Origin of the sequence: Tabrizicola oligotrophica (assembly GCF_011008935.1) — a bacterium.
GTDB lineage: Bacteria > Pseudomonadota > Alphaproteobacteria > Rhodobacterales > Rhodobacteraceae > Tabrizicola_A > Tabrizicola_A oligotrophica.
The window spans coordinates 302,315-323,176 of sequence record NZ_JAAIVJ010000003.1; the positions used below are offsets into that span (position 1 = coordinate 302,315).

Annotated in this window: 18 protein-coding genes; 5 read left to right on the forward strand and 13 right to left on the reverse strand. The window is 63.9% G+C overall.

What is annotated here, in order from left to right:
• Positions 1-10: 10 nt before the first annotated feature.
• On the reverse strand, positions 11-559 hold the full coding sequence (locus tag G4Z14_RS07950) for a TetR/AcrR family transcriptional regulator (protein WP_164624470.1): 549 nt from the start codon (positions 557-559) through the stop codon (positions 11-13).
• 118 nt (positions 560-677) lie between these two features.
• The gene (locus tag G4Z14_RS07955) at positions 678-2,231 is read right to left on the reverse strand and encodes a trimethylamine methyltransferase family protein (RefSeq protein WP_164624471.1); all 1,554 of its coding nucleotides are present in this window, start codon (positions 2,229-2,231) and stop codon (positions 678-680) included.
• A gap of 185 nt (positions 2,232-2,416) precedes the next feature.
• Between G4Z14_RS07955 and G4Z14_RS07960 the strand changes: the two genes are divergently transcribed.
• From G4Z14_RS07960 to G4Z14_RS07975, 4 genes are all read left to right on the forward strand, one after another.
• Positions 2,417-3,124 (forward strand): GntR family transcriptional regulator, encoded by a 708-nt coding sequence (locus tag G4Z14_RS07960; RefSeq protein WP_164624473.1) that lies wholly within the window; start codon positions 2,417-2,419, stop codon positions 3,122-3,124.
• Positions 3,125-3,212: 88 nt separating this feature from the next.
• Complete coding sequence (locus G4Z14_RS07965; RefSeq protein ID WP_164624475.1) at positions 3,213-4,169, forward strand: dihydrodipicolinate synthase family protein; 957 nt, start codon at positions 3,213-3,215, stop codon at positions 4,167-4,169.
• Positions 4,170-4,172: 3 nt separating this feature from the next.
• Positions 4,173-5,405 (forward strand): NAD(P)/FAD-dependent oxidoreductase, encoded by a 1,233-nt coding sequence (locus tag G4Z14_RS07970; RefSeq protein ID WP_164624477.1) that lies wholly within the window; start codon positions 4,173-4,175, stop codon positions 5,403-5,405.
• Positions 5,406-5,437: 32 nt separating this feature from the next.
• Positions 5,438-6,439, forward strand: a complete 1,002-nt coding sequence (locus G4Z14_RS07975) for a 4-hydroxyproline epimerase (protein WP_164624479.1) — start codon at positions 5,438-5,440, stop codon at positions 6,437-6,439.
• Between the two features lie 12 nt (positions 6,440-6,451).
• On the opposite strand, the gene G4Z14_RS07980 is transcribed toward G4Z14_RS07975, so the two are convergent.
• From G4Z14_RS07980 to G4Z14_RS08030, 11 genes are all read right to left on the reverse strand, one after another.
• Positions 6,452-7,201 (reverse strand): SDR family NAD(P)-dependent oxidoreductase, encoded by a 750-nt coding sequence (locus G4Z14_RS07980; RefSeq protein WP_164624481.1) that lies wholly within the window; start codon positions 7,199-7,201, stop codon positions 6,452-6,454.
• Positions 7,202-7,936, reverse strand: a complete 735-nt coding sequence (locus G4Z14_RS07985; protein WP_164624484.1) for an SDR family oxidoreductase — start codon at positions 7,934-7,936, stop codon at positions 7,202-7,204.
• Complete coding sequence (locus G4Z14_RS07990) at positions 7,933-8,865, reverse strand: LysR substrate-binding domain-containing protein (RefSeq protein WP_164624486.1); 933 nt, start codon at positions 8,863-8,865, stop codon at positions 7,933-7,935. The genes G4Z14_RS07985 and G4Z14_RS07990 overlap by 4 nt, the downstream gene beginning before the upstream one ends.
• The gene (locus G4Z14_RS07995; protein WP_164624489.1) at positions 8,865-10,073 is read right to left on the reverse strand and encodes an NAD(P)/FAD-dependent oxidoreductase; all 1,209 of its coding nucleotides are present in this window, start codon (positions 10,071-10,073) and stop codon (positions 8,865-8,867) included. Before G4Z14_RS07995 ends, G4Z14_RS07990 begins: the two co-directional genes overlap by 1 nt.
• Complete coding sequence (locus G4Z14_RS08000) at positions 10,070-10,888, reverse strand: NAD-dependent epimerase/dehydratase family protein (protein WP_164624492.1); 819 nt, start codon at positions 10,886-10,888, stop codon at positions 10,070-10,072. The genes G4Z14_RS07995 and G4Z14_RS08000 overlap by 4 nt, the downstream gene beginning before the upstream one ends.
• Positions 10,885-12,096 (reverse strand): pyridoxal phosphate-dependent aminotransferase, encoded by a 1,212-nt coding sequence (locus G4Z14_RS08005; protein ID WP_164624494.1) that lies wholly within the window; start codon positions 12,094-12,096, stop codon positions 10,885-10,887. The genes G4Z14_RS08000 and G4Z14_RS08005 overlap by 4 nt, the downstream gene beginning before the upstream one ends.
• Complete coding sequence (locus G4Z14_RS08010; protein ID WP_164624496.1) at positions 12,093-13,715, reverse strand: hydantoinase B/oxoprolinase family protein; 1,623 nt, start codon at positions 13,713-13,715, stop codon at positions 12,093-12,095. Before G4Z14_RS08010 ends, G4Z14_RS08005 begins: the two co-directional genes overlap by 4 nt.
• Before the next feature lie 193 nt (positions 13,716-13,908).
• Positions 13,909-15,990 (reverse strand): hydantoinase/oxoprolinase family protein, encoded by a 2,082-nt coding sequence (locus tag G4Z14_RS08015; RefSeq protein ID WP_164624497.1) that lies wholly within the window; start codon positions 15,988-15,990, stop codon positions 13,909-13,911.
• The gene (locus tag G4Z14_RS08020) at positions 15,987-17,693 is read right to left on the reverse strand and encodes a thiamine pyrophosphate-binding protein (RefSeq protein ID WP_227751594.1); all 1,707 of its coding nucleotides are present in this window, start codon (positions 17,691-17,693) and stop codon (positions 15,987-15,989) included. The genes G4Z14_RS08015 and G4Z14_RS08020 overlap by 4 nt, the downstream gene beginning before the upstream one ends.
• Before the next feature lie 209 nt (positions 17,694-17,902).
• Entirely contained in the window at positions 17,903-18,562 is a 660-nt protein-coding gene (locus G4Z14_RS08025; RefSeq protein WP_164624499.1) for a hypothetical protein, read from the reverse strand.
• 162 nt (positions 18,563-18,724) lie between these two features.
• The gene (locus G4Z14_RS08030) at positions 18,725-19,957 is read right to left on the reverse strand and encodes an argininosuccinate synthase (RefSeq protein ID WP_164624501.1); all 1,233 of its coding nucleotides are present in this window, start codon (positions 19,955-19,957) and stop codon (positions 18,725-18,727) included.
• Between the two features lie 135 nt (positions 19,958-20,092).
• On the opposite strand from G4Z14_RS08030, the gene G4Z14_RS08035 reads away from it, so the two are divergent.
• Positions 20,093-20,851 carry a hypothetical protein gene (locus tag G4Z14_RS08035; RefSeq protein WP_164624503.1) on the forward strand — a complete coding sequence of 253 codons (759 nt, stop codon included), beginning with the start codon at positions 20,093-20,095 and terminating at the stop codon, positions 20,849-20,851.
• The last annotated feature ends 11 nt before the right edge of the window (positions 20,852-20,862 follow it).

Below are 20,862 nucleotides of genomic sequence, written 5' to 3' on the forward strand. Positions count from 1 at the left end.
AGCCTCTGGGTCAGCGGATATTGGCGGCGGCCAGCGCGGCGCGCGCGGCATGCATGGCCGCCTCATAGGCAATCTCGCGGCCCTGCAGCCGGGCGGCCTGCGTCATGCCTTCGTGCAGGAGAAACAGGGTTTCGGCGAGATGGCCGGTATCCTGCCCCGGCGCAACATGGGCCAGACGCAGGCGGAACTCGTCGGCCAGACGGGCCTTGTGATCCTTGACCACCGCGGCAATCGCCACGCTGTCGGGATATTCCGCCCAGGCGTTCAGGAACAGACAGCCGGTGTTGGCCACCTCGCCCAGCCAGTCGCCAAGGCGCACCAAGGGGTGCAGCACATGCGCCGCGCCGTCTGCAGGCCCGCCCGCCAGCCATTCGGCATAGGCCGCATCGCGGTGTTGCAACGCGCCGATGATCATCGCCTCGCGCGAGGGGAAGTGCTTGTAAAGTGTGCGCAAGGAGACGTCAGCCTGCCCGCGCAAGGCCTCGACCCCCTGCTCGGCAAAGCCGAGGCTGGCGAAGCTGCGTTCCAGATCGGATGCGATTCGTTGTTTGGTGTTCATGGCACGATGGTAGAGCGATCACTCTACCTATGCAAAGGAAAAGTAGAGTGATCGCTCTACTTTTACCGCTCAGGCCAGAAAAAATGGCCGCCCCGAAGGGCGGCCAGTCACAGGGAGATCAGTGTTCGGTGTTCAGCTCGTCCACCGCCGGAATCTCGCGTTCACGCCGGGCGATGTAATCCAGAAGCGCCTCGTTCACGCCGTCGTCCAGCTTCGGCTCCTCGTAGTCGGCCAAGAGCTTTTTCGCGTGGGTCAGCGCGCGTTCGGTGATCTCGACCGAGCCTTCGGCCTGCCATTGTTCGATGGAATTGTTGTCGAACATCTTCGGCATGAAGAAGGCGCGTTCAAAGTTTTCCAGCGTATGCGGATGGCCAAGGTAATGCCCGCCGGGGCCGACATCGCGCACTGCGCCCATCGCCTCGTCGAAGTCGTCCCAGCGCGGGCCTTCGGCCATACGGTAGCCCATGGCGCACATCTCGGCATCGACCACGAATTTCGCGGTGGAGCAATGCATCCCGGCCTCATTCCAGCCCGCCGAATGCCAGATGTAGTTGGCCCCCGCGTGCAGCACGGCGTTCATCGTCATGGCGGACTCGTAGCCGGCCTGCGCGTCAAAGGTCTTGGCCCCGCCCAGCAGGTTCGAAGTCCGCCACGGCACGCCATAGAACCGCGCCATCTGGCCGATCATGAAGTTCATGAGGGAAATCTCGGGCGTCCCCGCCATCGGAGCGCCGGACTTCATGCTGACAGTGGAAAGGTAATGCCCATAGATCGCCGGGGCGCCCTTGCGGATGACCTGCGTATAGGCCAGCGCCGACAGCGCCTCGGCATTCAGTTGTGCGACGGCGGGGGCAACCGACGCCGGAGTGTTCGCCCCGCCAAGAACGAAGGGCGAGCACAGAACCGGCTGCTTGCGCTTTACGAAGGCGCGCATCGCCGACAGCATGGTTTCGTCCCAGACAAGCGGCGAGTTGCCGTTGCAGTTGCCGGTGGTGACGGGGGTTTCTTCCATCGCCTCACGACCGAACAGGATCTCGCACATCGCCATGACATCCTCGGCGTTCTTGCCGCTGGTGGTCATGCCCATGAAGGTCTTGTCGGAGTGCTTCATCGACGAATAGGTGATGTGAAGGTGCCGGTGCGACACCTTGATGTCCATCGGCTCCACGATGTGATGGGCGGTGGAATGCAGCGCCGGCGACATGTGCGCCAGCTTGTGGAACATGTTCAGGTCGGCAATCGTCGGCCAGCGCCGCACATCATCGAGATCGCGGATGAACGGTGCGCCGGTCATCGGTACGAAGATCGAATGCTTGCCGCCGAAGGGCAGGCTTTTCTCCGGGTTGCGCGCCCGGTAGGACCAGCCCGAGGGGATGGTGGAAATCAGCTCGCGCACCAGATGGCGGTCAAGATAGACCCGCTCGCCCACCACCTTTGCGCCTGCCCGCTTCCAGTCGGCCAGCGCAATCTCGTCGCGGAAGATCACCCCGACTTCTTCCAGAATGGCCATCGACGCCTCGTCGATCCGGCGCACCTGTTCGGGCGTCATCGGCTCGCATTCCGGCAAGCCGCGTTTCAGGCTGGGCAGCATCTCGAAGTCCGGAGCCGCCCTCATTGCCCTGCGCGCGCCGCGACCACCTGCTCGTGCCGTTCGAATGGAAAGGTCCGACATGTCTTGCTCCTTTTGGGCCGATACCCCCCTTAAAAGCAGGCAAATCGGCCGCCGCAACAGCCCCCGAGGCGAAGCGAACGGGACAAAATGCGACATGGCAAAACAACAGGGCGCCTTCGGGCAAGCAGCTTGCATTGTCCCTTGCTCGGGGTATTCCTGAGCGGGATCAGAAGGGGTGCAAGGCAATGGCAGATCAGACCGACGGCGACCAGACCGACCGCAAGCGCGGATCGGGGGCAAGGCTGGTCTATGACACGTTACGCGATGAGATCCTGAGCCTGACCCTCGCCCCCGGCGAGACCATCGACGAGGCCGCGCTGGCAGACCGTCTTGCCATGTCGCGCACGCCGATTCGCGAGGCGCTGGTGCGGCTGGCTGCCGATGGGCTGGTGTCGATGCTGCCGAACCGCTCCACCATCGTCGCCCCCATCGACTTTCTGAACCTGCCGCATTTCTTCGATGCGATGACGCTGATGTATCGCGTGACGACGCGGCTCGCCGCCACCAACCACACGCCCGCCGATCTGACGACCATCCTTGAGCGGCAGGCGATCTTTGCGCGCGCGGTGGCTGCGGGCGAGTCGATGGCGATGATCGCCGCCAACCGCGATTTCCACCTCTCCATCGCCGAGGCGGGCGGCAACCCCTATTACAGCCAGCTTTTCGCCCGGCTTCTGGACGAGGGCCGCCGCATCCTTTTGCTTTACTACTACCCCAGTTTCGAATCCCGCCTGCCGCATCCCTACATTGTCGAGCATGAGGCAATCATTGCCGCCGTCATCGCCCGCGATGTCGAGGAATGCGACCGGCTGGCGCGCGACCATGCCGATCAGATCGTGGCGCAGATCCAGGCACTGATTGCCCGGGACCGCCGGCAACATCCGGCGCTCTGAGGGTGCAGATTTTAGTCGACTTGAAAAATACTAGAGTTATACTGCCTGCATCACCAGCAGATTCGCCCTCTTTTCAGGAGCCCGTCCCATGAACGCGAACATCTTCTCCGGCACCATCCCCGCCCTGATGACCCCCTGCACCGCCGCTCGCAAACCCGACTTTGACAAGCTGGTCGAAAAGGCGCGGGAGCTTGTGGGACTTGGCATGTCCGCCGTGGTCTACTGCGGCTCCATGGGCGATTGGCCGCTTCTGACCACCGAAGAGCGGATGGAAGGCGTCGAACGTCTGGTGAAGGCCGGGATCAAGGTTGTCGTCGGCACGGGCGCGGTGAACACTGCCACCGCTGCGGCCATTGCGGCGCACGCGCAAAAGGTGGGCGCCCATGGTCTGATGGTGATCCCTCGCCTGTTGTCGCGTGGTACCGTGGTGGCCGCCCAGCGCCTGCATTTCAAAACCGTCCTGGCCGCCGCGCCGAACCTGCCCGCCGTGATCTACAACAGCCCCTATTACGGCTATTCGACCAAGGCTGACCTCTTCAACCAGATCCGGGCCGAACACCCGAACCTTGTCGGCTTCAAGGAATTCGGCGGCTTTGCCGATCTGTCTTATGCCGGTGAGGCGATCACCAGCGCGGGCGATGACATCAAACTGATGATCGGCGTCGATACCGCTGTCTATCACGGCTACATCAACTGCAACGCCGATGGCGCGATCACCGGGATTGGTAACGTCTTCCCGCGTGAGGTTCTGCATCTGACCAAGCTGTGCAAGGCCGCCATGGCCGGGGATGCGACCGCACGGCGGTTGGCCTATGAACTGGACGGCGCCATGCAGGTTCTGTCCGAGGTCGATGCCGGGCCGGATCTGGTGCTGTTCTTCAAACACATGATGGTTCTGAAGGGCGACGCGGCCTACAAGCTGCACTTCAACGAAGGTGATGCGCTGTCGCCCAGCCAGCAAGGCTTTGTTGAAAAGCAATTCGCGCTGTTCAATGCATGGTATGCCGATTGGTCCAAGTCTTTGGACAAGAAACACGCGGCGTAAACCATGACCGGGGTGATCGTCATCGGCGCGGGCGTGGTGGGCTTGTCCGCCGCGCTCACGCTTCAGGCGCGGGGGATTTCCGTCACGGTGATCGACCGGGAAGGCCCGGCGGCAGGCGCTTCGGCGGGCAACGCCGGGGCCTTTGCCTTTACCGATATTCTGCCGCTCGCCTCGCCCGGTCTGATGAAGAAAGCCCCGAAATGGCTTTTGGACCCGCTTGGGCCGCTGTCCATCCCGCCCGCCTATGCGCTGCAAATCGCGCCGTGGATGTTCCGGTTCTGGCGGGCCTGCGCGCCGTCGCGGGTGGGGGCATCGACCGCAGCACAGACCGCGCTGATGGACCTGTCTAAAGGCGCGTTAGAGCCTTTTTTGGCCGCGACTGGCACCGAGGGAATGCTGCGCAAGAAGGGCAACTTGCAGGTCTATGAATCCGAGGCCGAGTTTCGCGCCAGCCTGCCGGGTTGGCAGGCGCGGGCGGATCATGGGATCGAATTTCACCATATGACGCCTGCGGAGATGGCCACGCTACAACCCGGCCTCTCACCCCGCTTTATCCACGGCACCTTTACCCCCGGCTGGTATTCCATCGCCGACCCCAAACTTTACACCGAGGCGCTGGCTGATCGGTTCCGCGCGAATGGCGGGCGGTTGGAGATTGCCGAGGTTCTCGCCCTGCGCCCTGTGGACGGCGGGGTTGAGGTGCTGGCTCAGGGGCAGAGCTTCACCGCCGATCAGGTGGTGCTGGCGGCGGGGGCGTTTTCGCACCGCATCGCGCGGACCTTGGGCGAGAAGATTCCGCTGGAAACCGAGCGCGGCTATAACACGACCCTGCCCGGCACGGCCTTTGATCTGCGCGTGCAGGTCACCTTTGGCGGGCATGGCTTTGTCGTCAGCCCGCTTTCCACCGGGGTTCGGGTGGGCGGCGCGGTTGAACTTGGCGGCCTCAACCTGCCGCCGAACTACAAACGCTCCGAGGCGATGCTGAAAAAAGCGCAGGCCTTTTTGCCGGGGCTGAACCCGACGGGCGGCGTGCAATGGATGGGGTTCCGCCCGTCCTTGCCCGACAGCCTTCCCGCCATTGGCCGCGCCCGCGCCACGGGTCGCGTCACCTATGCCTTTGGCCACGGCCATCTGGGCCTGACCCAATCGGTCGGCACCGCCCGGCTGGTGGCCGATCTGGTCACGGGCCAGACACCCGCCATCGACCTGACCCCGTTCAACCCGCAACGTTTCTAAATGCGGGCATCCGCCCGCGGAGGTTCTGACCCATGGCTGTTTACACCTTCTCCTGCCTTGACGGGCATACTTGCGGCAATCCGGTGCGGTTGGTGTCGGGTGGCGGGCCGCGTCTGGAAGGCGCCACCATGCTGGAGCGCCGGGCGCATTTCCTGCGTGAATTTGACTGGGTGCGTACCGGGTTGATGTTTGAGCCGCGCGGGCATGACATGATGTCGGGGTCCATCCTTTACCCGCCGACGCGCCCCGATTGCGATGTGGCGGTGCTGTTTATCGAAACCTCGGGCTGTTTGCCGATGTGCGGCCATGGCACCATTGGCACCATCACCATGGCCATCGAAAACGGGCTGATCCAACCGCGCGAACCGGGGAAACTGTCGATCGACGCGCCTGCGGGCAAGGTGGACATCACCTATCGGCAAGAGGGCCGCTTTGTTGAGGAAGTGCGGCTGACCAATGTGCCGTCATACCTCCACGCCGAAGGGCTGACCGCCCATGTCGAGGGCTTAGGTGAGGTGGTGGTCGATGTGGCCTATGGTGGCAATTTCTATGCCATCGTCGAGCCGCAAAAGAATTTCCGCGATATGGCCGACCATACGGCGGGGCAGTTGGTGGGCTGGTCGCCCAAGTTGCGCGCGGCGCTGAATGAGAAATACGAATTCATCCACCCCGAACACCCGGCCATTCAGGGCCTGAGCCATATCCAATGGACCGGCAAGCCGACCGTTGCGGGGGCGCATGCCCGCAATGCGGTGTTCTATGGCGACAAGGCGATTGACCGCAGCCCCTGCGGCACCGGCACCTCGGCCCGGATGGCGCAGTTGGCGGCCAAGGGCAAACTGGCCGTCGGCGATGCGTTTGTGCATGAATCGATCATCGGCAGCCTGTTCAACGGACGGGTTGAAGCGGCGGCAACGGTGGCGGGCAAAGCCGCCATCATCCCCTCCATCGCCGGATGGGCGCGGCAAACCGGGATCAACACCATCTTCATCGATGATCGTGATCCCTTTGCCCACGGCTTTGTGGTGGTCTGACGTGAAGACGCTTCAGGCGTAGATATAGCCGCCCGAAACGATGATGTTCTCGCCGGTCATATAGGTGTTCCTCGGACCACCGGCCATCAACACCCATTCTGCCATCTCCTCGGGCTCGCCGCCGCGACCCAAGGGGCTGGCCTTGGCAAGTTCACCTAGGAACCCCGCCTCACGCGCCTTTTCGGTGGCCATGCCAGCGGGCGCGACCGAATTCACCAGAATGCCATCGGGGGCCACCGCATGGGCCATGGATTTCGTCAGCGACACCACGGCGGCCTTGGTGGCAGCATAATGCGCGTTCTGCGGATGGGCCTTGAAGGCGTCGACCGAGGTGATGTTGACGATCCGCCCGCGCACATGACCCTTGGGATCTTGCCCCTGCATCTGACGAATGGCGGCGACCATCATGTGATAGGTGCCTTTGACGTTGATCGCGTTTGAGGCATCCCAATCGGCGTCGGAAATCTCAAGGATCGGTTTGCGCGGATAGATCGCGGCAGAGTTGATGAGCGTATCGACGCCACCAAGATCAGCGGCCACCTTGGCAAAGGCAGCATGCGCCGCGTCTGCCGTGCGGATGTCACAGGCGGCAAAAGCTGTCTTGAGGCCTGCCGCGCGGGCGGGGGCCAGAACAGCCTCGGCGGCCTCGGCGTTCAGATCGATGATGCCCAGAGCTGTCGCCCCACGCTCTACCGCCATGCGGCCCAAAAGCGCGCCCAGACCCGCACCGCCGCCGACGATCACAACCGAAAGTCCCCGCATTTATTTGCCCTTTCCCTGGCCGCCCGTGGCTGTCGCCTGATGTGTTGGAAGAATGTCGAACCGCGCCACATCGACCGATTGCGGCAAGGCGAGGGTGGCCAGCACCATGTCGGCAAGGTCTTTGGGCTGCACAGCGGAATTGCCCGCATACATCGCCGCCCGCGCCTCGGGTGACAGAAGATCCTTGTAAAGCCCGGTTTCCACCCGGCCCGCGACAATTTCCGTCACCCGCACGCCATGCGGGGCCATGTCCAGCCGCAAGGCTTGGGCAAAGCCGCCAATCGCGGCCTTGGTGGCGCAGTAGACCGCCAGATTGGCAAAGGGCGCATGGCCTGCGGTTGATCCGGTGAAGAAGATATGCCCCTTGCCCGCCGCCCGCATCCCCGGCGCAACTGTGCGCGTCAGGTGGATCACGGCAGAAAGGTTCACCTCCAGCGCGCGGTCAATGTCGTCTTGCGCCTGATCGCAGAAATTGGCCATCGGCGGCATGATGCCTGCGTTCAGCACCAGAACATCGGGCGCAGAACCACCCAGACGCGCGGCCACCGCGGCGCGGTCGGTGACATCCAGCGCCTCGGCCTGAAGACCTGCCGACCGCAATTCGGCCAGCGCGCCTGCGTCGCGCCCCAGGGCCAGCACCTGATAGCCCGCGCCATGAAGGCCAAGCGCAATCGCGCGGCCAATGCCGCTGGTGGCTCCGGTGACTATTGCATTGAAGTTTGGCGCCTGTCTCATCTTTCCTCCCAGACCGGCTGCTGCCAGTTCTCGCCTTCGACCCAGGCGCAAAACGCTGCAATCGCCTTGACCCGCCGATGCGCCTTGGGCAGCACCATGTAGAACCCCGGGATCAGATGCGCCGGCATCTCGTGCATCAGCCGCGTGCCGAAGGGGGCGACCAGCTTGCCGGTGACAAGATCTTCCTCGGCATCAATTTCTGACAACAGACCCACGCCCAGACCCGCCAAGGTGGCCCGCCGCATCGTCGCCGCATCTTCGATGCGAATGTCTCCCTTGCCCGCCGTCGCATTCACCCCGAAATGCGCCAGAACCGAGACCCACAACCGATCGGTCAGCACCGGATGCAGAAGCGGCAGGTTTGCCAGGTCGGCCGGGGTCTTGATCTTGGCCGCCATATCAGGGGTGCAGCACAGGATTTTCACATCCTGCAAGAGCAGCACCTGATCCAGCCCCTTCCAGCCGCCAAAGCCCCATTGGATCGCCACATCGACATCATCGCGCACGAAATCCGGCAGGTCGACGATGGTGGTCAGCCGCAGATCCGCATCCGGCATGATTTCCCGGAACCGCGCCAAGCGGTCGAGGAGATAGCGTGTGGCAAAATAGGGGCTGGCATTGACGTTGATCCGGCTGCGCAGGCCAAGTTTCGTCACCCGGCGCACGCCCTCGGCCATCTCGTCAAAGCCCGCCTGCACGAAATGGGCAAGTAGGATTGCCTGTTCGTTCGGCTCTACCGCGCGGCCCTTGCGGGCAAAGAGTTCCTGCCCCAGCGTGTCTTCCAACAGCTTGATCTGCTGGCTGACGGCCTGCGGTGTTACCAAAAGCTCATCCGCTGCCGCCCGGAAACTGCGGTGCCGCACGACCACCTGAAACACGCGCAGCGCGTTCAGCGGCGGCAGGCGTGTCGGGCGGTCGGGCGGGGCCATCAGATGACGGCCTTTTCCAGGAAGGGACGGCCCTCGACAATACGTTCATAGCCCACCTCCGAAAGGTCCAGCGTCCGGAAACCGCCATACGTGATCAGCTCCGCAACTCCGCGCCCGGCGGCGGGGCCTTGCTGAAGGCCATGGCCCGAGAACCCGTTGGCATAGATGAAGTTCGTCACCTCGGGATGCCGCCCGACGATCAGGTTATGGTCCAGCGTGTTGAAGTCGTAGTGTCCGGCCCACTGGTTGACCAGCTTGATCGCCTCGAACCCCGGCGAGCGGTTGGCAAGGTTCGGCCAGATGATGTCCTCGAACTCTTCCCAACGCGGCTCGAAGTCGTCCCAATCGACGCCGGGGTCTTCAACCGGCGGGCAACCGGCAAGGAAATAGCGCCCCTCGGGGCGGCAAAAGGTGCCCGTGGTGTCAATCATCAGGGGCAGGTGACCGCCGTTCACGGTGGCCGAACCCTCCGGCGTTCTGGCGCAGTCGAACACGAACAGCGTGCGCTTGCGCGGTTCCACCGGCACATCCAGACCCGCCATCCGCGCCGTCAGCGCCGCGCGTGGACCGGAGGCGTTGACCACCGTCCCGCACGGCACCACCGCGCCGGATTTCAGCGTCACCGACGTCACGCGCGCGCCGTCGCGGCCAATTGCAACCACCTCGTCATGCACATAATCCGCGCCCAACTCGCGCGCCTTGGCGCGGAAGCCGTTCATCAGCCCGGTGTTGGAGAACCACCCCTCGCCCGACTGGCCGTAGGAGGCGAGCGTGATGTCATCGACATTCAGATGCGGGAAAGCGCGAGCCAGTTCCTCCTGGTTCCACAGCACCACATCGGCGCCACAGGATTTCTGGACCACATGGTTTTCGCGCAACACCGTCTCCTGGTCCGGTGTCGCGGCAAGGAACAGATAACCTCCGGAGTGGAAGTTCAGATCCGGCGCGGGCTCGCCCTTGACCTGCATGGTGGTGGCGAAATTCTGGATGAAATCCGTGCCGAACTGGCTGATCTTCACATTGATCGCATTGGAAAACTGCGTCCGGATCGAGGCGGCGGAAAGCGAGGTCGAGGCCTTGGCGAAGAACGGGTCGCGCTCGACGATCAGCACCGAGCCTTTGAAATCCGGGTTGGCCATCAGGAAATAGGCCACGGCCGAGCCGATGACGGCCCCGCCCACGATCACGACGTCATAGCTGGATTTCATTTGGATGCCTCATCATCAGGGTGGCCCAGATCGACAAACCAGCCGCCCAGATGCTGGACGGCAGGGGCGCGGGCGTCGGGGGGCGGGAACTTGGCCTCAAGGCCGACACGGAAGGGTTCGCTGCTGTCTTGCGGTTGCCAGCCGAGATGCGCCGAAAGCCGGTTGTCCACCGGCTTTACCGCATTGTCCGACAGGCCATGCGCGACGGTAAAGCCGACACGCGGGGCCGTCAGGCTGGCCGCCACCAGGCGCACGCAATCGTCAAACGACAGCCAAGACCACAGCATCCGCCGGTCGGCCGGTTCGGGGAAAGAGGAAAAGATCCGCAGTGCCGCTGTCTCGATGCCGAACTTGTCCCAGTAAAGCCGGCCAAGGTCTTCGACAAAGCATTTCGACAGGCCATAAAGCCCGTCGGGCCGATGCGCGGCACTGGCGTCGATCTGGTCTTCCAACCGGTGATAACCGATGGCATGCACGGAACTGGCATAGACCACGCGGCGAACGCCGGCTTTCCGCGCCCCTTCGTAGATGTGATAGCTGCCGCGGATATTGGCGTTCAGGATGCTGTCCCAGCTGCGTTCCAACGGTACGCCGCCGAAATGCACGATGGCATCAACGCCCTGACAAGCCGCATGCGCCGCCGCCTCATCGGCCAGATCGAAGATCAGGGCCTCTTCGTTCGGCTTGAGATCGGCAATCGCCGCCACATCCGCAAGCCGCAGTTTGCGGGCCAAAGGTGCAAGGCCCTTGCGCAGTTCGGTGCCAAGGCGACCCGCGGCGCCGGTAATCAGGATCGTGTCGAACCGCGCGGTCATCTCGCAGGCTCCAGCGCGGCAACGGCGCGGGCGATGCGGGCCATGGCCTCGGTCAGGACGGCGTCCGACGTGGCGGTCGAGATGCGGAAGAACGGCGACAGGCCATAGGCCGCGCCCGGAACGGCGCTGACATGACCTTCGGTCAAAAGATAGCTGACGACGGCGGTATCATCGGCCAGAACCTCGCCCTTCGGCGTGCGCCTGCCGATCAGATCGGCACAGCCGATATAGGCGTAGAAGGCGCCTTCGGGGGAAGGCAGCGTCAGGCCGGGGATCTTGGCCACAGCGGCCACCACCAGATCGCGGCGACGCTCAAAGGCTGCACGGAAGGTCGGAATGCAGTCCTGCGGACCGGTCAGTGCCGCCAGCGCCGCCGCTTGCATGGGGGCCGCAACCGAGGTGACGGATTGGCTTTGCACGGTGTTCATCGCTTTCAGCAAGGGCGCGGGCCCCGCCGCATAGCCGACGCGCCAGCCGGTCATGGCATAGGCCTTGGCCACGCCGTTGACGATCAGCGTGCGGTCCTTCAGCTCGGGGCAGGCACGCCCGAAGCTTACGAACTGGCGGCCATCGAACAGGATGTGTTCATAGATCTCATCCGACAGGATCAGCACCTGGGGATGCCGCGCCAACACCGCGCCCAAGGCCTGCAATTCGGCCAGCGAATAGACCGCGCCAGACGGATTGCCCGGCATGTTCAGGAACAGCCATTTGGTGCGGGGCGTGATCGCCGCTTCCAGCACCGCAGGGGTCAGGCGGAAACCGGTTTCCACCCCGCAGACCGGCATGACCGGAACGCCGCCCAACAGCTTGGCCATTTCAGGATAGCTGACGAAATAGGGCGCGGGGGTGATAACCTCGTCGCCGTCGTTCAGCGTCGCCATCAGCGCGTTGAAGATGATCTGCTTGGCTCCGTTGGCGACCACAATTTCGTCCGGGCCATAGTCCAACCCGTTTTCCCGCCGGAACTTTTCTGCAACGGCGGCGCGCAGGGCCAAGGTGCCCGCCGCTGCGGTATACAGCGTTTCGCCTGCCAGCGCCGCCTTGTGCGCCGCCGCGGCCACATGGGCGGGGGTCGGGAAGTCCGGCTCGCCAAGACCCAGATCGATCACATCCACTCCGGTCGCCCGAAGCGCCTTGGCAGCCATCGAGGCGGCCATCGAAGCCGAAGGTTTCACCGCTGCTAGGCGGCCTGCGACGTAGCTCATTTCCCGGTCTCCGTGACATAGCCCCGACGCGCATCCAGTGCCCGCGCGCCCGCGTTCCGCCGTGCAGGATCGCCATACCCGCCCCCGCCCGGCAGATGCAACACCAGCCGACGCCCGGCCGGCACATGCTGCCAGCCCTTCGGTTTCAGCGCGGTGCCATCATTCAGCGCCACGATGCCCGCAGCGCCATCCCTGCCGCCGTCCCGGCCCTTGGCCGCATGGTTCACCCGGTCGAACATCGCCGAGAAATCGAACTCATGCCCGGGCGCGGGCTCAATCTCGATGATCTGGCCCAGCCCGCCGCGATGCTGGCCATCGCCCCCCGACCCCGGCCGCAATTCCTTGCGCCAGACCACCACGGGGCCGACCTGTTCGGTCGCCTCGATCGGCATGGTCATTACGCCCGAGGGAAAGGCCGTGGCCGAAAGCCCATCCAAGCCCGGTCGCGCGCCCATGCCGCCTGAGTTGAACATCAAAATCTCGGCCCGCCGCCCTTGTGCGCCCGCCACCGGACGCACCGACATGTGAATGTTCCACAGGGCCGCCGCGCCTTCTGCCAGCACCTTGCCCGGCAGCGCCTTGGCCAAGGCCCCCAGCACCAGATCCGGCACCAGATGGCCAATGACATGGCGCACCGACACCGGCGCCGGGCGCGGGGCATTCAGGATGTTTTCCGGGCTGGAAACGGTGAACGCCTCAAGCGAAGCCCAGTTGTTCGGAATTTCCGGCGCGACGACGCATTTCAGCGCATAGCTGGCATAGGCCTTGGAATAGATGATCGGCACGTTGATGCCGCGCGGGTTGACGCCGTCGGTGCCGGTGAAATCAACATTCACAACGTCGCCCACGATCCGCACCGTCGCCGCAAGGCGCACCGGGGCATCATAGCCGTCGGTGTCCAGCGTGTTCGACCATTCGCCCTGCGGCAGGACGCGGACCCGCTCCAGCATGGCAGCCCGGGTGCGGGTGAAGATGAAGGCGCCAAGGTCGTCCAGGCTTTCCAGCCCGATCTCGGCCATCATGTCGATAAGCCGGCGGTGGCCGACCTCGTTGCAGGCGGCGAGCGAATAGAAATCCCCCACCACCTGCCCCGGTTCGCGCACGTTCGATCGCAGGAACGCCAGCAAGGTTTCATTCACCTCGCCGCGTTCAGCGAACTTCAGGATCGGGATCTGGATGCCTTCCTCGTAAACCGACTTGCCATCAGCCCCAAAGCCGCGCCCCCCCACATCGACCACATGCGCGGTGCAAGCAAAGAACCCGACCAGGCGGTCGCCCTTGAAACTGGGCGAGACCATGGTGATGTCGTGCAAATGCCCGGTGCCAAGCCACGGATCATTGGTCACATAGGTATCACCGGGATACATCCGGTCGCGCGGAATGGCGGCGATAAAATGGCCCACGGCCTCGGCCATGGTGTTCACATGGCCCGGTGTGCCGGTGACAGCTTGGGCCAGCATCCGGCCATCGGGGTCAAAGACGCCAGCCGAAAGATCGCCCGCCTCGCGCACGCTCGTCGAAAAGGCGGTGCGCAGCAGCGTCATCGCCTGTTCTTCGACCACCGAAATCAGCCGGTTCCACATGACCTGCATGCGAATTTCGCGTGTCTGGTCGGTCATTTGCTGAAACCTTTCAAGGTAAGGGTTTGGTTGGGCCGCGCCCCCCACCCCCAGCCCCTCCCCACAAGGGGGAGGGGAGGAGCTGCCTGGTAACGCTCATCAAGCGACGCGACGCAGGCCGGAAAAGCGGTCCCCCTCCCCCTTGTGGGGAGGGGAGAGGGGTGGGGGGCGGCTTGCCGAAAACCATATCTTGTCATGCCCGACCGCCTTTGCGCACCAAAAGCAAACTGCCGTCGCTCTGCATCACCGCATCAAAGGGCGAGGTGACAACGGTTGAGGTTTCGCGCTCCACAATCACCGCCGGGCCTTGCACCCGCTGGCCGGTTGCAAGCGTATCCCGCGGGACAATGGCAGTTGGCAGGGGCTTGCCCTTGGCCGGATCGAAGACCGCGCGTGAGAGCGTCGCGGGGGCATCAGACCCGCCAAGGGCAAGGGCGTGACGGTCAGGTGCAGGCAGAATATCCTCGGCGCGCACCGACCAGGTGACGATTTCAATCTCCATCCCGTCCATGCCGTCGATGGCACGGCCAAAGTGGCGGGCATAGGCGGCGCGGAAGGCATCCCGCAGCCCAACTGCGTCATCGGCGGCAAAGGCGCGGTCCGGCAGGGGCACCGGAATTTCCCAACCCTGCCCGACATAGCGCATGAACCCCGTGATCTCGCGCCGGATCGCCCCGCCAGAGCCTGCCCGGACAAACCGTTCCGCCGTGGCACAAAGATCAGCCAGCATCGCGTTCACCGCCGCAGGGTCAAAGCCCGACAGCCGCGTGATCTTTGACGCCAAAGCCTCATACCCAAAGGGGGCCTTCAGGAACCCGATGGCCGACCCCACCCCCGCCCCCGGCGGGACCAGACACAGGTCAATCCCAAGCTTTTCGCACAGCCGCGCGGCATGCAAAGGGGCCGCCCCGCCAAAGGCGATCATCATGTTGTCCGAGATGTTCTTGCCGTTTTCCACCGCATGCACGCGGGCGGCATTGGCCATGTTTTCGTCCACCACCTCGCAGATGCCAAAGGCCGCTGCTTCGGCCCCAAGGCCCAGCTTGTCGCCCACATCGCGGGATACTGCGGCAAGGGCGTTCGCCGTAGAGAGTTTGATTGCCCCACCGGCAAAGTTGTCGGGGTCAAGTTTGCCCAGCACCAGATCGGCATCGGTGATCGCCGGGCGATCGCCGCCGCGCTGATAGCAGGCCGGCCCCGGTTCCGACGCCGCCGATTCCGGCCCGGTCTGAATTCGGCCCAGGGTATCGACCCAGGCGATGGAACCACCGCCCGCGCCGATTTCGATCATCTCGATCACCGGAATGGAGATCGGCATGCCCGAACCTTTGGCAAAGCGGGTCGAACGGGCGACTTCAAAGGTGCGGGCGGTTTTCGGGGCGAAATCTTCAATCAGGCAGATCTTGGCCGTGGTGCCGCCCATGTCATAGCTGACCACCTTATCGAGCCCAAAGCGCCGCGCCACGTCGGCGGCAAAAATCGCGCCGCCTGCGGGGCCGCTTTCCACCAGCCGCACCGGGAATTCCGACGCCGTTTCAACCGAGATCAGCCCGCCGCCCGAATGGATCATGAAGACCGGGCAAGCGGCGCCGATGTCTTTCAGCCTCACCTGCAACCGGCCCAGATAATCGGCCATCTGCGGGCGCACATAGGCATTGGCGCAGACGGTGTTGAAGCGTTCAAACTCGCGCATCTGCGGCGAGACTTCGGAGGAGATCGACACCGGAACCGCGACCTTGGCCGCGATGATCTCCCGCGCGCGGGTCTCATGTGCGGGGTTCATGTAGGCATGGATGAAGCCGATCGCCACCGCGCCATAGCCACCCGCCGCGATCCGGTCGGCAATCGCCTGCAAGCCCGCTTCGTCAAGCGCCGCAAGCTCTTGGCCCTGTGCACCGATCCGGCCCCTGACGGTGAAACGGTCTTCGCGCGGCACAAGCGGCGCGGGCAGCTCAAGGTTCAGGTCATACTGATCGAACCGGCTTTCGGTGCGCATTTCGATGACATCGCGGAAACCTTCGGTCGTCACAAAGGCCATCTTTGCCCCGCGCCGTTCGATCAGCGCGTTGGTGGCCAGCGTCGTGCCGTGAATGACGATCTCCAGATCGGCAGGGGTCAGACCCGCCTCTTTCAGCACGATCTCCATGCCGTCCAAAATCGCCTGCTCGGGGGCGGCGTAATTGGTCAGCACCTTGGTCGAATGGAACCGCCCCCCCACCTCCAACGCGATGTCGGTGAAGGTGCCGCCAATATCCGCGCCGAGACGAATGGTCATTTCTGGGCCTTTGCCGCCAGCGCATTGGCGCGCATCTGGGACAGCGTCACGCGCGGGGTCAACGCCTCGGCCGCGATGTTCAGATCCAGCACCGCCCCGGTTTTTGAGGAAAGCGCGCGGTCAAAGGCGGCGGCGAAATCGACGGTTGTCTCCACCCGTTCAGCATGGAAGCCATAGGCGCGGGCAAGACCGGTGAAATCGGGGTTCTCCAGATCGGTGCCGGACACGCGGGCAGGATAGTTGCGCTCCTGATGGGCGCGGATCGTGCCATAGGTGCCGTTGTTCAGGATCAGCACGATGGGCTGCGCGCCGGCCTGCATCGCCGTGCCAAGTTCCTGGCAGTTCATCTGGAAATCGCCGTCGCCGGCAAAACAGACCACGGTGCGCTCCGGGCAGGCCACCTTCGCGGCCACGGCGGCGGGCAGGCCATAACCCATCGCGCCGGATTGCGGCGCCAGAAGCCGGGCCTTGGGGCCGAATTTGAAGAACTTGTTCGGCCAGATGGTGAAGTTGCCCGCGCCATTGGTCAGAATGGCGTCTTCCGGCAGGACCGCGTTCAGATGCGCCGTGACCTCCACCATGTCGACGGGCGAAGGCTGTTTCGGCAGCGTGAAGGTCGCCTCGTAATCCGCCCGCGCCCGTACCCGCCACGCCGCCCAATCGCCCTTGACCGGAGTCAGCGCGGCGACAAAGGCATTCGGCCCGGCCGGGATGCCAAGGGTTGGAATGTAGATCTTGCCGATCTCGGCGGTCGAGGCATGGACATGGATGATTTTCTGTTTTGCCACAGGCACTTGGAACAGCGTGTAGCCTTCGGTAGAAATCTCGCCGAAGCGGGTGTTGAGCGCCAGGACCACATCCGCCTCGGCCATGGTCTTGCGCACGCCTGCCGCCAGCCCCAGCCCCAGATCGCCCGCATAACAGGGCGAGTGGTTGTCGAACATGTCCTGATAACGCAGGGCCGCCACGACGGGAATGTCGGAGGCCTCGGCAAAGACCTTGAGCGCGGCCTTCCCGGCCTCGGACCAGTTGCAGCCCCCCAGCAGGATTGCCGGACGCTTGGCCCCGGCCAGCAGGTTGAGAGCTTCGGCAAGCGCGCCAGCCTCGGGGGCGGGTTCGGCGATGCGGGCCGGGCCGGTCAGGGCGGGAACATCGGTGTCGCTGGTCAGCATATCCTCGGGCAGGGCCACGACCACCGGACCGGGACGGCCCGTCGTGGCGGTGATCCAGGCGCGCGACAGGATTTCGGGAATACGCTCGACATCGTCGATCTCGACGACCCATTTCGCCATGGTGCCAAAGACCGCGCGATAGTCGATCTCCTGAAACGCCTCGCGGCCCTTCATGTCGGTGCCGACCTGGCCCACAAAGACCAGCATCGGCGCGGAATCCTGCATCGCGGTATGGATGCCGATCGAGGCATTCGTCACCCCCGGGCCCCGCGTCACCATGCAGATGCCGGGCTGGCCGGTCAGTTTGCCATAGGCCGCCGCCATGAACCCCGCACCGCCTTCGTTGCGGCACAGCACATAGTCAAGCTTGCCTTGAGTGTCATGCAGCGCATCCAGCACCGCCAGATAGCTTTCGCCCGGTACGCCGAAGGCCTTGGTCGCGCCCAAGGCCACAAGGCTTTCCACCAGAACCTGCCCACCGTTTCGCATCGCATGATCTCCCAAAGCGAAAGGCGGAAAGGTGCCTTCCATGCCCGGTCAAAGATGCCCGCACACCCTGTCGCAGGGAAGCAAGATTTCTGGCGATTGGACAAGAATTTCTTGTCATTCTGCCGACCCTTCCAGCAAAGCGAAAGGCCACCCGATCAAGGGCGGCCTTTCCTTTTTCGTCATGCAGGCACAGGCAATAGCCCTTTCAGGCCCACCAAGCGCAGTGCCATCGGAACTTTACCCCGAACAGGTCAGAGGCCAAGCTCCGCGCGCACCGCTGCCAGCGCCTCTGCCGAGAGAACCCGACCGTTGGTGGCGTCCAAAAGGGCGGCTTCCTCGGTTTCGGCGGCTGTTTCCAGCTCGGTCGTCGCCGTCTCCAGCGCTGCGGTGGCGCCGTCGATGGCAACCTGCGCGTCGGCAATCGCCTGATCGCGCAGCGTGATTTCATCGGCGTTCGTCGCCGGAAGCGCCTCGGCTTCCGCCATCATCTCTTCCGCCGTCGCCAGATCGGCTTCGGCATCCGCAACGGCGCCGACTGCGCCCTGCGCCGCGATGGCGGCATCGCGGTAAGCGGCAATCCGGCCAACCTGGCTGTTCGGAGCGGCATTCTCAAACGCCTTGGCATTGGCATGAATGGCATTCATCCCCTTCAGCTCCGAAGCAATCGCGCCCTTGCCATGGCTGCCGGCGGTTTCGCTCTTGCCGTGGCCATTGCCGCCGGCGTTGCCATTGCCGCCGCCATTCCCCCCGCCATTTCCACCGCCGTTGCCACCACCATTTCCGCCGCCGTTACCTTGGGCGAAGGCCGCGCCAGCGTCGGAGGACGGGTTCAGCAATTCGGGTGCCACGGACAGCGATGCGGCCAGAAGGCTGAAGATCGCGACTGAGGATTTAAGAGTTTTCAAGGTCATATCCTTTCCTTGGGTCGGTCCGACCAGACCAGGAAAGGCCCCAGCCGGACGATACACGGAACTTGGCTCTCACAAAGCCATGGCGAAAATGCGGCAAATGAAAGGGCCGGACAACCATTGGCTGCCCGGCCCTGCGAGAACTCGCCGCCCCAAAGAAGGAAATCAGCGCTTCTTTGCCACTCGGGCATTGCGCGTCGCAATCAGCTTCAGGCGCAGCGCATTCAGCCGGATGAAGCCTTCGGCGTCCTTCTGGTCATAGGCGCCGGCATCTTCCTCGAAGGTCACGTGCTTTTCGGAATAGAGCGACTGCTCCGACCAGCGCGCCACTGTCCGGGCCGACCCTTTGTAGAGCTTCACCCGCACCGTGCCCGACACATGCTCCTGCGTCTTGTCGATCAGCGCCTGCAGCGCCTCGCGCTCGGGGCTGAACCAGAAGCCGTTGTAGATCAGCTCGGCATAACGCGGCATGATCGAATCCTTCAGATGACCTGCGCCGGCATCCAGGGTGATCTGCTCGATCCCGCGGTGTGCTTCCAGAAGAATCGTGCCGCCGGGGGTTTCATAGACGCCGCGGCTCTTCATGCCGACATAGCGGTTTTCCACCAAATCAAGCACCCCGACCCCATGCTTGCCGCCAATTTCGTTGAGCTTGGTCAGGATGGTCGCGGGCGACATCCGCTCGCCATTGATCGCCACGGCATCGCCGCGCTCGAAGGTGATCTCGACCATTTCGGCCTGATCCGGGGCTTCTTCGGCGGGCACCACGCGTTGCAGGACGTAATTCGGGAATTCATCGGCCGGATTTTCCAGCACCCGGCCCTCGGACGAGGTATGCAGCAGGTTCGCGTCCACCGAGAACGGCGCCTCGCCGCGCTTGTCCTTGGCGATCGGAATCTGGTTGGCCTCGGCGAACTCCAGAAGCTTGGTGCGGCTGGTCAGATCCCACAGCCGCCACGGCGCAATCACGCGGATGCCCGGGTCAAGCGCCGCCGCCGACAGCTCGAAGCGCACCTGATCGTTGCCCTTGCCGGTCGCGCCATGCGCCACGGCATCGGCGCCATGCTCCTGCGCGATCTTCACCAGATGCTGCGAGATCAGCGGCCGGGCAATCGAGGTGCCCAGAAGGTAAAGCCCTTCATAAAGCGCGTTGGCGCGGAACATCGGGAACACGAAGTCGCGCACGAATTCCTCGCGCACATCGACGATGTGGATGTTCTCTTCCTTGATGCCCATCAGCAGGGCCTTCTTGCGCGCCGGCTCCAGCTCTTCGCCCTGACCCAGATCGGCGGTGAAGGTGATGACCTCACAGCCGTATTCGGTCTGCAGCCACTTGAGGATGATCGAGGTATCCAGCCCGCCGGAATAGGCGAGAACGACTTTCTTCGGCTTCTGCATGAGAGGCTCCATCACGGTTTGCGCCGCGATAGCCGGAAAAGCGGGCATAAGCAAGGGAAGGACACCTCGCGCGGCAGTTGACTTGCGGTGGAAATCGGCCCCCAATCAGAACTGCAATTTCATCCGGAGGTTTCCATGAAGGGCGTTCAGATCTTTGCACATTCGTTGCGCCAGGTGACGGCCAATCTGCCGGCCGCCCTGCGGATTTCAGGTGTGCTTTACCTCGTGCAATTCGGGGTTGCGGCGCTGTTCGGCGGGGCAATGATGGGCATCGGGATGCACGGCGGCATGGGCGGCGCCGGGATGGGCCTCGGCGCCATTGTGGTCTTTCTGGTCGCGCTGGTGACGGCGGTCTGGATCGCCGTTGCCTGGCACCGTTTCGTGCTGCTGGCCGAAAGCCCGACCGCTCCGGTTCCGCCGCTGATGCAGGACCGCATGATGGCCTATTTCCTGCGCGCGCTTCTGTTGACCCTGGTCATCGTGGTGGCCGGCGCGATCATCGGCACGGTGGTGGGCATGCTCGCCGGGGGGCTGTTCATGCATGGGGCCGGATTTCTGGGTCTGCTGGTCATGGCATTGTTCGTCCAGCTGCCGCTGATCTTCGTCGGGCTCCGGCTTGCGACCGCGCTGCCCGGTGCAGCACTTGGCAGCGAGCAGGCCTTTCTTGCCGGGTGGGAGGCAACCAAGGCCGACTGGCAAACAATCCTGCAACTTGCCGCGATTCTTGCGCTGGCGATGTGGGTCATCAATATCGTCGGGTTCTATGTGTTCGGCGGCTATGGCATCGGGGCGCTCTTGTGGCAATTCATCTCCGGCTGGCCGGTGATGATGGTCGGCCTCTCGGTGCTGACCACGCTTTACGGCCATTACATCGAAGGCCGCCCGCTGGTCTGAGGCTTGCGCCC